This window comes from Xanthomonas fragariae (genome assembly GCF_900183975.1).
Classification (GTDB): Bacteria; Pseudomonadota; Gammaproteobacteria; order Xanthomonadales; family Xanthomonadaceae; genus Xanthomonas; species Xanthomonas fragariae.
Map to the genome: position 1 here is coordinate 580994 of NZ_LT853882.1, position 12877 is coordinate 593870.

General features: G+C 58.7%; 10 protein-coding genes. 5 read left to right on the forward strand and 5 right to left on the reverse strand.

Annotated features, from left to right (window positions below; genetic code table 11):
• The first annotated feature begins 52 nt into the window (after positions 1-52).
• On the forward strand, positions 53-1054 hold the full coding sequence (gene gap, locus PD885_RS02625; RefSeq protein WP_002802504.1) for a type I glyceraldehyde-3-phosphate dehydrogenase: 1002 nt from the start codon (positions 53-55) through the stop codon (positions 1052-1054).
• A 144-nt stretch (positions 1055-1198) separates the two neighbouring features.
• Positions 1199-1654, forward strand: a complete 456-nt coding sequence (locus PD885_RS02630) for a hypothetical protein (RefSeq protein ID WP_231892683.1) — start codon at positions 1199-1201, stop codon at positions 1652-1654.
• 109 nt (positions 1655-1763) lie between these two features.
• On the opposite strand, the gene PD885_RS02635 is transcribed toward PD885_RS02630, so the two are convergent.
• The 5 genes from PD885_RS02635 to PD885_RS02660 form a co-directional block, all read right to left on the reverse strand.
• Complete coding sequence (locus PD885_RS02635; RefSeq protein ID WP_082244177.1) at positions 1764-2264, reverse strand: hypothetical protein; 501 nt, start codon at positions 2262-2264, stop codon at positions 1764-1766.
• A 30-nt stretch (positions 2265-2294) separates the two neighbouring features.
• Positions 2295-3275 carry an IS5 family transposase gene (locus PD885_RS02640; protein WP_065975420.1) on the reverse strand — a complete coding sequence of 327 codons (981 nt, stop codon included), beginning with the start codon at positions 3273-3275 and terminating at the stop codon, positions 2295-2297.
• Positions 3276-3475: 200 nt separating this feature from the next.
• Positions 3476-4591 carry an IS1595 family transposase gene (locus PD885_RS02645; protein WP_159087658.1) on the reverse strand — a complete coding sequence of 372 codons (1116 nt, stop codon included), beginning with the start codon at positions 4589-4591 and terminating at the stop codon, positions 3476-3478.
• A gap of 1261 nt (positions 4592-5852) precedes the next feature.
• Positions 5853-6659 carry an IS5 family transposase gene (locus tag PD885_RS02655; RefSeq protein WP_002801519.1) on the reverse strand — a complete coding sequence of 269 codons (807 nt, stop codon included), beginning with the start codon at positions 6657-6659 and terminating at the stop codon, positions 5853-5855.
• 264 nt (positions 6660-6923) lie between these two features.
• A complete protein-coding gene (locus PD885_RS02660) occupies positions 6924-7193 on the reverse strand; it encodes a hypothetical protein (protein WP_002802525.1) in 270 nt (89 codons plus the stop codon).
• A 580-nt stretch (positions 7194-7773) separates the two neighbouring features.
• Here PD885_RS02660 and PD885_RS02665 point away from each other — a divergent pair.
• Genes PD885_RS02665 through PD885_RS02675 form a run of 3 tightly spaced genes read left to right on the forward strand, consistent with a single transcriptional unit; the run spans position 7774 to position 12854 of the window.
• Positions 7774-8709: a DUF4007 family protein gene (locus PD885_RS02665; protein ID WP_040762016.1), complete on the forward strand. Its 936-nt coding sequence runs from the start codon at positions 7774-7776 to the stop codon at positions 8707-8709.
• Positions 8699-12025: a hypothetical protein gene (locus tag PD885_RS02670; RefSeq protein ID WP_040762018.1), complete on the forward strand. Its 3327-nt coding sequence runs from the start codon at positions 8699-8701 to the stop codon at positions 12023-12025. The genes PD885_RS02665 and PD885_RS02670 overlap by 11 nt, the downstream gene beginning before the upstream one ends.
• Positions 12018-12854: a phosphoadenosine phosphosulfate reductase family protein gene (locus PD885_RS02675; RefSeq protein ID WP_002802532.1), complete on the forward strand. Its 837-nt coding sequence runs from the start codon at positions 12018-12020 to the stop codon at positions 12852-12854. The genes PD885_RS02670 and PD885_RS02675 overlap by 8 nt, the downstream gene beginning before the upstream one ends.
• Positions 12855-12877 lie beyond the last annotated feature (23 nt).

The window sequence follows — 12877 nt, forward strand, 5'->3', positions numbered from 1 at the left end:
TGGCGTTCCCTTTCCATCCGCCGCGCCGTCGCGGCCGCAGGAGCTAGTGAACATGGCAATCAAGGTTGGCATCAACGGATTCGGTCGCATCGGCCGCAACGTGCTGCGCTCTGCTGTGCAGAACTTCGCCAATGACATCGAGATCGTGGCCATCAATGACCTGCTCGAGCCCGACTATCTGGCTTACATGCTGCAGTACGACTCGGTGCATGGCCGCTTCAAGGCCGAGGTGTCGGTCGACGGCAACACACTGATCATCAACGGTAAGAAGATTCGCCTGACCCAGGAGCGCGACCCGGCCAACCTCAAGTGGGATGCCGTCGGCGCCGAGGTGGTGATCGAGTCCACCGGATTGTTCTTGACCAAGGAAACCGCACAGAAGCACATCGACGCGGGCGCCAAGAAAGTGATCCTGTCGGCACCGTCCAAGGACGACACTCCGATGTTCGTCTACGGCGTCAACGACCAGAGCTACAAGGGCGAAGCGATCGTCTCCAATGCCTCGTGCACTACCAACTGCCTGGCGCCGTTGGCCAAGGTGATCAACGACAAGTGGGGCATCAAGCGCGGCCTGATGACCACCGTGCACGCGGCCACTGCCACCCAGAAGACTGTTGACGGCCCATCGAACAAGGACTGGCGCGGTGGACGCGGCATTCTGGAGAACATCATTCCGTCTTCGACCGGCGCTGCCAAGGCCGTGGGCGTGGTGATTCCGGAGCTCAACAAGAAGCTCACCGGCATGAGCTTCCGCGTGCCGACCTCCGACGTCTCGGTGGTCGACCTCACCGTCGAACTGGAAAAGCCGGCCACGTACGCCGAGATCTGCGCCGAAGTGAAGGCACAGAGCGAAGGCGCCCTGAAGGGCATCCTGGGTTACACCGAAGACAAAGTGGTGGCTACCGATTTCCGCGGCGAAACCTGCACCTCGGTGTTCGACGCCGACGCCGGCATCGCGCTGGACTCGACTTTCGTCAAGCTGGTGTCCTGGTACGACAACGAGTGGGGCTATTCCAACAAGTGCCTGGAAATGGTGCGCGTTGTCGCGAAGTAATCACTGCGCCCATGTGACTGCACCCATGTGACCGCTAATTGGTAGCAGAAGCCCCATGAAAATTCTGGGAGGACTTTTTACAGTCCTCCCATGACTTGGCGAACTCCCTCCTCACTCAAGTGGTTGATCGTAAAGCACTCCCGATTGCAGGGGGAGGTTGAGCTGCTGCGCCGGGAGGCAGAAGAGCTGGATTCTCAAGTTGTCGCGCAGCGACAGCGCTTGGAGAGGGCAGAGAAGAACCTTCTTGCCATCGAGACATCTCTTGGTATGCACGAAGTGCAAGTCGATGTTGGTGACATTGCCGCAGTCATTCCTCACGTCAATCAACCTATTTATAGGCACGGTGACCTAACTCGAAACTTGTATGCCGCGCTGAGAATCGCGGGGGATTGGCTGACAACCGGCGAGTTGGTTGAGCGCCTGACGGGGCACACTTACGAGAATTGCGACCGCAAGTTGTACGAGAGGATCCGGCGGTCGTTTCGGAAACGCCTGACCTCATTGGTTTCCAAGGGAAGTGTAGAGCGAGAGTTTTCCCAGGGCACCACGGATTGCCGACAGAATCATACCCGCTGGCGTCTGCTGTCCGGCAGACACTAGCTAGCACTTACGGACGTCGCTTACGGATGATGTTGAGAGAAATGAAAGGATGGAATCCCCGAAGCTCGGGCAGACCTCCGGCCGCAGGCTGAGCCATGCGCCTCACAGCTCAACGTTGCAGCATTGCCTCTCTTACCATAATCGTCTCCAGCTCGAAGTTGTCCAGAAGCCCTTCGACGCGTGCGGCGTCTGCATCGGCCTGTGCCGAGGATGCGCATTCAACCGACCAGCTGTGGCGAACCCTCCATGCCTTCGAAGGTCGATAGAACTGCGCTCCTTGTTGCTCGATAAATCCTTGCCGGCGGAGAAAGGCAGGCAAGTGGGGATTCACGACACTGCCGACATACGTCGCATCCCACGGGTTGAGCTCATCACATAGTTCAAGGAAACCAGTGAACCAGCCTCGGCCTTCATATCGCGGATTGGCAACGACTTGCGCAATGTTGAGCACGTGAACGCGCCGACCAAATCCATCTAGATTATGGATAGCCGGATGCACCTGAACTCTGAAGCCTCCTCGTTTTAGGGATGGTCTGATCAATGAGACCCGAGGACGCGGGACGTGCATTTCTCCAAGGAACTGCGTTTGGATCGTCGGAATTTGCACCATTTTCGGCGCGATCCGGACGTCATATCCCGATTACGGGCGCACGCTCCCCGCGGCGGACAGTAGCTGCTTGCGCTTCATCCACAGGTTTGACAGCGCAAACAACGTCAGCACCTGCGCCGTGTTCTTGACCAGGCCGCGATAGCGGACCTTGGTGTAGCCGAACTGGCGCTTGATCACGCGAAACGGATGTTCCACCTTTGCGCGCACACTGGCTTTGAAGTGTTCCCAACGCGCTTCCCGAGCACGCTCACGTTTGTTGCCAATGGCTCGCATCGTCGAGCGTTTAGCGGCAATGAAAAATGCTGCCTCGCAGGTCTGCAGTTCTTCGCGTTTGTCTGCACCGGTGTAGCCGCTGTCGCCAAACACACTGTCTTCCTTACCGTGCAGGAGCGCGTGCGTCACCGTGACATCGGCGACATTGGCCGCTGTGCAATGGACGTGGTGCACCAGCCCGGAAAACTCATCCACGCCGATGTGCGCCTTCATCCCGAAATACCACTGATTGCCCTTCCTGGTCTGATGCATTTCAGGGTCGCGCGCATGGTCGGCGTTCTTGGTCGAACTGGGCGCAGCGATCAGGGTTGCATCGACGATCGTGCCCGACCGTAAGCTCTGGCCCTTGCGCGCCAGATGCGCGTTGACGGCCTTCAGCATCTGCGCGGCAAGGTCATGGGTCTCCAGCAGGCGCCGAAAGTTGAGAATCGTGGTCTCGTCCGGCACGTTGTCCAAGCCGCCGAGCTGGGCAAACCGCCGCAAGGTCGGGATCTCGTGCAGCGCTTCTTCCATCGCCGGATCGCTCAACGCATACCACTGCTGCAGCAGATGAATCCGCAACATCGTCGCCAGTGCATACGGCTGCCGACCGGGCCGCCCCGATACCGGATAGTGCGGCGCGATCAGCCCGAGCAGTTGCTGCCACGGAACGACCTGCTCCATCTGCGCCAGGAAGATCTCGCGGCGGGTCTGCTTGCGCTTGCCCAGGCCCTCGGCGTCACCGAACGTCAGCTGCATGGATCACTCCTCAACATGAGGCGGGTAGTGTCGCGTATCTGTGGTGCGTTGTTCAGAGGTTCCTTAGATCCACACGGTTCGTTATACCCCCTACTTTTACGAGTCTTAGCCACGTAAGCAACTGAAGCTCTACGCTCGGAATCCTGTTGAGCTGAGTGTTGGTCATCATGCGCGATCCTTTTTAATCATTCTGGTGGCTTTCACGCCGGCACCAGGCTATCCCTGCCCAGGAAATAGTCTATGTCCAACTCGGTCTCGCGGTGATTGCCTTGGAAGTATCCCCGCCACCAGGTTGATCGGGGTGACTGGACCATGCTTTTGAGAAGAGCGTGAACCCGAGATCTCTGGCAAGCCCGACGGAAATTCTCCCTCCAGACCATTTCGCACGCGTAGTCCTGGATGTACTTTGGGCGGAACCCGTGCGAAACGCCGTACTCGTGGCGTCGAATCCTACTGTTCCAGCTCTCCGCCGCGTTGTTATTCACTCCTTCGTCAGTGGAGTACTCGTGGGAGTGCTGGACAGAGTAGTGCTCAAACCAGCTACCCAGCCGATTATAAGCCGGGCTCTCATCTGACATCACCAGCGATCCTCGCTGGATGAAGCGCTGGGCGAGTGCGATGACATTGGCCTCGTTCTCTGCCCTGCACACGAACGCCATCACGCGCTCGGAGCCGGCCCCTTTATCCCCTGTCTGACAGATGGAAATCACGACCCGCTTTTTCATGCGCTTGCGCCAGTTCCTGCGCGTCATTCCTGCAGAAACCCATGGCTTGGAGGGATCATTTGGAGGTTTCTTGCCGTACCGAACTTTCAGTGCGTCCTTAGGCATTTTGGTCCGCCGATTCGGTCGCCGTGGCTTCCCGCCCAAGTAGATGCCGTCCATGTGTACGATGCCTTGCAGCGGCGTGAGATCCATACTGTTAACTAGCGTCTCTCGGATCTTGCCAAAGTTGATCTGCGCAGTTTTGATCTGGACCCCAAGCTCGCGGGCAGACTCTGCGAGGGACCTGCCCTTTGCCCCGCTTTCGAAGAACAACAGCAGACCGATCAAACGACGGTAGGAGAGTTTGCGCGCGTGGAAGGCCGTGCGGCTGGTGGCACTAAATTCGTGACCACAATCCGCACAACGCCATCGCCGCTTTCCGTTGCGGCGGTAGTGCCGGCGGAAGGTGCCGCAGTCTGGACACGCCTGTTCCGTTTCGCTTCCCCATCTCAGTTGCGCGAAGAGCGCTTCTGCCTGGTCTTCGGTTAGATCTCTACATATCCCTGCATAGTTGTGCGCCTCCTTGGAGTGCAAGAAGTTCTTTTTGGCCATGTGAACGCCCATATAACGATCTCGCCCCCTGGCGTGCTGCCGGGAGGGACGGGCTGGCTGAGCCAGCGGCCGGGCGCACGATGACCTCCTGCCTGGTCGGTTGAGGTCCAGGCAGTTGCATCCATCGAGCGGAAATGCATAATTAGGCGTGCAGGCCCGTCAAGATCTGCACCCCACAAGAGCCTAGGACTGCCCCTGCAAGGGCCCCTAGGCTTTTGTGCATCTGGCTCCCGGGTTCTTGATCCGGTGCTTACGGCATAGTTGTTCTCCTCCTAGTCCTCGGTACCAAGGCCGGCTACGGCTGTTTCGCCCAGATCGCACGGACCATCCTTTCCTGCAGCATTGGCGTGGCCTTGCACATCAATTTGGTACAGGTACTCGGCTACAGCGCGTGCAGTGGCGAACCATCCGCGCCGACCGGATAGCAACTGCATCTCTACAGGCAGCCTTCCCCGACGCCTCGCCTGCCTCACTGCGGCCGCGCTTGGATACCGAAGGACACTAGCCAGATCAGCGACGGAAAGGAGTTCGCCAAACTGCTGAGTCAACCGAGCCTCTCGTTGATCAATCTCGGCTTGGCGGTTAGGGCGACGTGTCACAGCGTAACTGCCTGTAGAGCGAAGTTGCACGTAGTGTCGCTTGCCTGACTTATGCGCATGGGGGAATAATCAGGACGCAAGAGAAACCTGTCATTTTTTCCCCCAAGTCACCCCTACATGTCGCCGCCTCCGAAGCCAAGCTGCAGCTCTCCGGTGAACTGGCGGACCCTACGTGGGAGCATGTGGCTCGACTATTGCTTGTCTAGATCGGGAGTAACGCCCTACCGTTTCGCGATCGACTACATGGCGGACGACAGCGCGGACAGCAGGCTCGTTTCCAAATGGCTCAGTGGTAAAGCAAGTCCGACTCGCGCATCGGTCCTTCGAGTTGCAGGCCTGCCCGACAGGCGGCACAGAGCACCAGCCAAATCCATTCCTAACTCAATCTGGCTGTTCGACACTGCTTCACTACTTGGACCTGAGGCTCCCACTCGGAAGCGAGTGACAGCGCTGATCGATGAGCGCTTGAGCAAGGCAGGAGCCAGTTCCTGGCGTTGGAATTTTCCCGAAGAGCATGCGCCGTTTTCTTACGCATCCACTCGCTATGACACGAGGGAGCTAGAGGCGAGAGCTGACATCTGGGGACTCTTAGCTCTAGTGTGTCTTATGTGGGAGGCGGAGCTCTTGCATCTCACCATTCATGCCGAGCTCTTTAGAGCGTGTTATGAACTTTGAAAGAGGGTGGCTGCATTTCCAAGCATCAGGATCGTGAAGACGACGAAGTGCAAACCGGCCAAGGTTTCCGGCAATCGCTCGTAGTCGCGTGCCAGCCGTCTGAAACGATTGGCCCATCCGAAGCTGCGCTCGACAACCCAACGGCGCGGCAGCAAGACAAAGCCTTTTTTCGCTTCTTGCAGCTTGATCACGTGCAACTCAATGCCTTCTTCCGTGGCCGCCTGCGCCGGTTCTTGACCGGTGTAGCCCTGATCAACAAAGGCGATCTTGACCGTTTCACCGGTCACGTGTTGTACCTCTTGTGCCAACGATCGGACTTGCGCGCGCTCCTGCTCATTAGCCGGCGTCACCTGGACAGCGAGCAGATGTCCAAGCGTATCGACGGCCATGTGTACCTTGCTGCCTTTCTTGCGTTTATAGCCATCGTATCCAGCACGCGGCCCGCTTTCGCAGGTGGACTGCAGCGTGCGAGCATCGAAAATGACCGCGCTCGGCTGGCCTTTTTTCCCTTGCGCCACACGCAAGAGTGAGCGCAGATCACTGACCATGGCCTCAAAGCAGCCCGCTTGCAGCCAGCGCTGTGTTTGTTGATACACCGCTTCCCAGGGCGGAAAATCGTTGGGAAGCAATCGCCATGGTGCGCCGGCGCGCGCGATCCACCGCAGTGCGTTGAACATCGCGCGTAGCTCATACTTGCGCTGCGGTGCCTGCACGTCCATCAGCGTCAAATAGGGAGCCGCAAAGGCCCATTCTTCGTCGGAAATATCGGTGGAATAAGGCTTACGAGGCTTCATCCGTATACGTTAGCGTGACAAGGGCAAAGTTCATAACACGCTCTAAGACTGCCAACCGAATGATATCCGCCATAATCGAGCCCCCTTGGATATTGCCCTATAGAGCTGCTATCAGTTCCCTGATTCCCAGCTTTAGGGACCGAGTGCTTCTGACATACCTGCGCACGGATAGCGCAGGTAACGAGCGTGCATTTGGCTCTTGAAGCATCGAGATGCATGAAGATGTAAGGAGTCGCAACCGAATCGGATGGCTTGCCAGGAAGCTCAGTGAGCCCAACTCTCATTGTCCCTTCCCGCTAGCGCATCAATGAAGGCCCAGCGAAATGCATCCGCGTCGATCGCCGCGTGATGCTTGTGATTGGCCAGGCCGGGATTATCGCTGAAGTACTTATCGATTCCGCTACGCACGTCCTCCCTGAGGATCAGCGTCGTGAACACCGGCGGTGCCGGCGGCATGGCCTGCACGATGCATATCGGCAAGTCGAATCCATCCGGCGCTGAAGAAATAACGAGCAGTCGATAGTCGAATAACACGAACGGCCTTTCGAAGCGGGCGAGGAATGTGCGCAGACTTTTTTGTAAAGTCTAAAGAGGCCTTAGGTACTTCTCCTCGATCTAGCAACGGATACACCACTTGGCGGACGAAGTCTGTTGGCCGCTCTGGCAGAGTCGCGACCTCTGAGTAGAATCGATGTCCATCATCGGAAGTCAGAGCCGAGATGACTAGTTCGCGCCCCGCCTGATCAGCTCATTCGGTATCGAGGAATAGGCGCCTGGGCTTCTCAGTGTCGTGACCATCAATAACGGCATGCCCAGGCGAGGAGGCAACAAGCTCCCAATTTATGGGGTGCGCCACGTATTGCGCGTTCCTTACTAGGCACTTAATGCGAAGCTGGTCCTATACACCGAGCGCGTTCACGTGTGGGCTTGCGCTTATTTCCAACCCATATGGTGCCAGCAGCGGCCCGAGCAAGCGCAGAGTGATTAGGTGAAAATTATTTCTCTTTATTTATCAATATCTTATCAAATAGAGCTCCGCTACGACATCTCCCACTGGCGGAGCTCGCCAGGCAGATCCTTGTCTACTGGAGCTGTCCGCCAGTAGACTGCTGCCATGGCCCTTTCTGCACTCCCTGACGACGTCCAATTCTCCGGTCACGAAACCTTCCCGTTGCGGCAATTGTGGCTGCGAAAGGCTTACGAGGCTGCGCAAGACCCTGATTTTTATGGCAATGCCAAGCTGGCGTTCGTGCCCGAAACTGGGATGCGGCGTTTTGGGGTCGGTAAGAATATGGTCTCCGCGATCCGCCACTGGGCGTTGGCGTGTGATGTTCTGGAAGAGAAGCCTGCAGGGAAGATGGTGGTCGGCACGGTCGGTCGAGCGCTGTTTGGCAACCGTGGTCTGGATCCCTATCTGGAAAAGCCGGCAAGTGCGTGGTGGGTGCATTGGCTGCTCGCCGGACGCGCCAAGCGTTCGACCACGTGGTGGTGGGTCTTCAATCGTATCAATCAGCAAACCTTCGAGTCCGAAAAGGTTGCTATAGCGCTTGCCCATGCAGCCGAGCAGGCCGGGCACCGTGTCTCCTACGTCACCCTAAAGCGGGACGTGGATGTGTGCCTGCGCTGCTATGTGGCACGCCGCGACGGGCGTGGGGTCGATGACGCGGCTGAACCGCTCCTGGCAGATCTCGGTCTGTTAGCCGAAGGGCCGATTGGCACGTTCCGGTTCCGGCGTGGAGCCCAGTCTTCGCTGCCCGATGGGCTGTTCGCGCTCGCGCTGCTCGACTTCTGGGAGAGCAAAACGCGCTCCAGTGGTTCGGGCCAGGGCACTTTGTCTTTCGAAGCCATTGCGCATGAGTTCGGTGCGCCGGGTCGGGTGTTTAAACTGGACGAGAATTCGGTGGGCGATCGTCTGACGAACCTGGAAGAAATCTCTGAAGGACAGTTGCGCTGGAGTGACACGGCGGGCGTTCGGCAGGTCAGTCTTTTGCTGACCGAACCGCTTGACGCGCTCAAACAACGACTTCTGAAGCACGCATATGGCAAGTAACGTGGAGCTGCGCATACAAGTCACGCCGCGCTTCCAGCGCTCTGTGCAGCTGGAATCCGACCTTGCGCGCGCCGATGCGTTGGATGGGTACATCTGTCAGTCAAGCTCACGCAATGCACTTGCTGTGGTGGCGAATCACATCAACGAATCCCAGCAGCGCGCCTTTACATGGACAGGGCCGTATGGGGGGGGCAAGTCGACTCTCGCCCTGGCCTTAGCGCAGCTGGCCGGTGGGATGCCGGCGGTCCGCAGGCGTGCCAAACAGGCACTCAATGTCGATGCCGAAGACGAGATCTGGAAAGCCTTCGGCAGCAAGAAGCCGTGGTTGGTCGTGCCTGTCGTGGGACGCCGTCAGGCCCTTGGGGAGGCTCTTGGCCAGGCTATCGACAAGCATGCGCCTCAGCGCGGGCCCAAACGCATGCGCAACGGGCAACGTGATGTGATCTCCGAGTTGGTGCGGCGCGCGGAGACGGGCGAGCACGGTGGCGTGGTGGTGGTGCTCGACGAGATGGGCAAGCTGCTGGAAGCAGCAGCTGCCGCGGGAGAAGACATCTATCTGCTGCAAGAGCTGGCCGAAGCCGCCAGTCGCAGCGATGGCAAGCTGGTGGTCATTGGCATCCTGCACCAGGCGTTTGATCAATACGCTTCGCGCTCAGGTCGGGATGTCCAAAGCGAATGGGCCAAGGTCCAAGGGCGCTTTGTAGATGTGCCGGTGGTGGCCGGCACCGACGAGGTCATTGCGTTGATTGGTGGCGCTATCCGCTGCGAGGAACTGCATCCCGGAAGCCGAAAGGTGACCGACGTGATTGCCGGGGCGATTCAACGCCGTAGGCCGGCATCGCCTGCAACCTTGGCCCACACCCTGGATGAGTGCTGGCCGCTGCACCCGGTGACAGCAGCCCTACTAGGCCCATGTTCCCGCCGCCGCTTCGGGCAGAACGAGCGCAGCGTGTTCGGCTTTCTGAGCTCGGCTGAGCCTCTGGGCTTCCGTGAGTTTCTGGCTGGCCACACTCGCAAGAGTATCGGGTACTACCAACCGGCGTACTTTTGGGACTATCTTCGCGCCAATTTCGAGCCTGCGATCTTGGCATCGGCTGACGGCCACCGATGGGCAATCAGCGCCGAAGCCATCGAGCGCGTGGAAGCGCGGTTCCGCGAACCGCACGTCTCTTTGGCCAAGACGATCGCGCTGATCGAGCTGTTCCGGAATGGCTCGGGGCTGGCTGCCAGTCACGACGTACTTGAGAACTCGGTAAACGACGTCTCGCCAAAGGCCGTCAAGGTCGCACTGGAAGAACTTGCCGCGGCCAGTATCGTCATCTACCGCAAGCACAACGAAGCTTGGGCCATTTATGCGGGCAGTGACTTCGATATCGACGCCGCTGTGGATACTGCCAAGCGTGAGCGCAGCCAAAGCATCGACGAACAGCTCAAGCAACTGGGCGTCTTGCCACCTTTGACCGCGCGCAAACACTACTCCAAGACCGGCACGCTGCGGTGGTTCGAAAGATCCGTCGTGACACCAAACGGTGCGCTGGGGGCCCATGCGCCGTCCAAGAAAGCGCCGACCGGGCGCTTCGCGCTGCTCGTGCCCAACGAAGAGAGCACCTCTGAACAGTTGGCGCAGACGGCTCACGACCTGGCTAAGACCGCCGAGGACCCGCTGACCTTGTTCGGCGTCCCCAAGGGACATCATCGCCTTGTCGAGTATGCCAGTGAGCTGGCCGCGCTGGAACATGTGGCCGAAAGCACCCCTTCGCTGGAAAGTGATGGCGTTGCCCGGCGCGAAATCCACGCGCGACTGCAGCAGCTGCGCGGTGACCTCGACGCGGCATTGCGCGATGCCTTCGCGACGGCAACCTGGTACAGCGCAAGCAAGATCTTCCACCCGACGGCCGAAGAGGGCCTATCGCCTACGGCCAGCCGCGTATGTGATGCCGCCTTCAAGAGTGCACCGCAGATCTCCAGCGAATTGGTTAATCGCGATGTGCTTTCGTCCAATGCCGCCAAGGCACAGCGTCTTTTGATGCACCGCATGCTCTCGCACGGTGAACACCCCGAACTAGATTATTCGGGCTACCCAGCTGAGGCGGGCCTGTACCACACCATCCTGGCGCCACTTGGTTTGCATCGGACGGTCAAGAAGCGCGGGACTTTCTCTTCGCCTGAATTGTCTAAAGAGATGGAGGGTGCACGTTCTCTGGTGCCGTTGTGGCAGGCCTGGTGTGAGCTGCTTCAGGGCAGCGATGGTGCGATCACACTGGCACAGCTCTACGACGTGGCAAGGCAGATTCCCTATGGGGTCAAGCAAGGCGTACTACCCATCCTCGCGCTCGCGTTCTTGCTGGCCCACCGCAGCGAGATCGCGTTGTATGTCGATGAAATGTTCTGCGCGGATTTGACCGATGCAGATGTGGATGAGTGGCTCCAGGACCCTTCACGCATTAGCTGGAAATGGGTGCGCATGGATGCCTCGGCCAAGCAGATGTTGACCCGCTTGGCAGCCCGGCTGGAAGAGGCGACGCAGCGTCCGGTCTCGGCCGATCCGCTCGACTCTGCACGAGCCCTGGTGTCTTGGGCCTTGTCGCTTCCGCAGTGGACACAGCGTACGGCGAAGGTCAGCGACGTGTCGCGCAACACTCGAACGCTCCTCCTGCGGGCCTCAGATCCTGTTAAAACGATTTTCGTCGACCTTCCTGAGGTGCTCGACACGGGCCGTGATGGCAAAGCACTGGTCGACAAGATCGGAAAGGTCGTTGAGGAGCTCAATCAGGCCTATCCAGCCGCATTGAAGGCGCTGGAGGGCAAACTTCTCAGTAGCATCGACCATGGCGATGCATTTGATTCGTTGGAACAGCGGGCCCTGGCGGTCCGAGGTGTGAGTGGCGACCTGAAGCTGGAGGCATTTGCCAGCCGGCTCGCGACCTATACCGGAAGTGATGCAGACATCGAAAGCCTGGCGGCGCTAGCAGTCAGCAAGCCTGCCAGAGAGTTCAGCGATCACGATCTGGACCAGGCCGCTGTGCAGCTCTCGCAGTGGGCCTTCGAGTTTCGCCGGATCGAGGCGCTTGCTTCGGTGCACGGACGCTCGGCTGGTCGTCGCGCACTAGCCGTAGTGTTCGGAGGTCAGAATACGGTCTCGGCCACGATCGATGTGGCCGAGTCCGATGCGCCCGTCATCCATCGTGTTCGAGATAGCTTGATTGAGCATCTACGCGGCAATGGCGTGAAGCCAAACTTGATCCTCGCTGCACTCGTGGAGGCAGGTGCCAAGGTGCTTGAAGAGTTGCAGGTACAAGGAGGCAAACGTGGCTGACCGGCATGTATTAGGTATATCGGGGGGCAAAGACAGCGCGGCGCTTGCGGTCTATATGCGCCTGCATCATCCCGAGCTCGATCTTCAGTACTTCTTCACTGACACCGGCAAAGAGCTGCCGGAGGTATATGAATTCCTGGGTAGTCTTGAAGGCTTCCTTGGCAAGCCGATTTTGCGCTTGAATCCGCAGCGTGACTTCGACTTCTGGCTGCGCGAGTATGGTCACTTCCTGCCCTCGGTAAACACGCGCTGGTGTACCCGTCAGCTGAAGCTGGTGCCCTTTCGCAATTGGATCAAGCCTTGGCTAGAGGCAGGCGATTTCGTGCACAGCTATGTTGCCATTCGCGCCGACGAGTCGCATCGAGAAGGGTATGATTCAGGGCATCAGAATCTGACGGTACATCTGCCCTTCCGCGAAGCGGGCGTCGATCATGCCGGGGTCATGGATCTACTGCAGGGCGCAGGTGTAGGCTTGCCTAAGTACTACAACTGGCGTTCACGCAGTGGATGTACGTTCTGCTTCTTCCAACAGAAGATCGAGTGGGTTCGCCTCAAACAACAACACCCGGATCGGTTCGAGGAAGCCAAGCGCTATGAGAAAAGCGCCATGGAGCACGGCTCACCTTTTACCTGGAGCGATCGGGAATCGTTGGAGGAGCTCGAGCAGCCTGAGCGCGTGAGCGCTATTGAACGCGAACATCAAGCTCGGCTGGCCCGCGCTCAGGCAAAAATTCGCCGCAACTCCCTACGCCCGCAAACGGAGGCCGAGTCGAACGCAATGGAAGATATCTTTGCAGGCGGCCAGGGTTGCTTGGTGTGCCATAAGTAGCATGATCCGTATGGCTAAGCGAT

Bases quoted from the DNA above. Each gene is read 5' to 3' on its own strand.
- gap (WP_002802504.1), top strand. From the start codon at position 53: ATGGCAATCAAGGTTGGCATCAACGGATTCGGTCGCATCGGCCGCAAC.
- PD885_RS02635 (WP_082244177.1), bottom strand. From the start codon at position 2,264: ATGGTGCAAATTCCGACGATCCAAACGCAGTTCCTTGGAGAAATGCAC.
- PD885_RS02640 (WP_065975420.1), bottom strand. From the start codon at position 3,275: ATGCAGCTGACGTTCGGTGACGCCGAGGGCCTGGGCAAGCGCAAGCAG.
- PD885_RS02645 (WP_159087658.1), bottom strand. From the start codon at position 4,591: ATGGCCAAAAAGAACTTCTTGCACTCCAAGGAGGCGCACAACTATGCA.
- PD885_RS02655 (WP_002801519.1), bottom strand. From the start codon at position 6,659: ATGAAGCCTCGTAAGCCTTATTCCACCGATATTTCCGACGAAGAATGG.
- PD885_RS02665 (WP_040762016.1), top strand. From the start codon at position 7,774: ATGGCCCTTTCTGCACTCCCTGACGACGTCCAATTCTCCGGTCACGAA.
- PD885_RS02670 (WP_040762018.1), top strand. From the start codon at position 8,699: ATGGCAAGTAACGTGGAGCTGCGCATACAAGTCACGCCGCGCTTCCAG.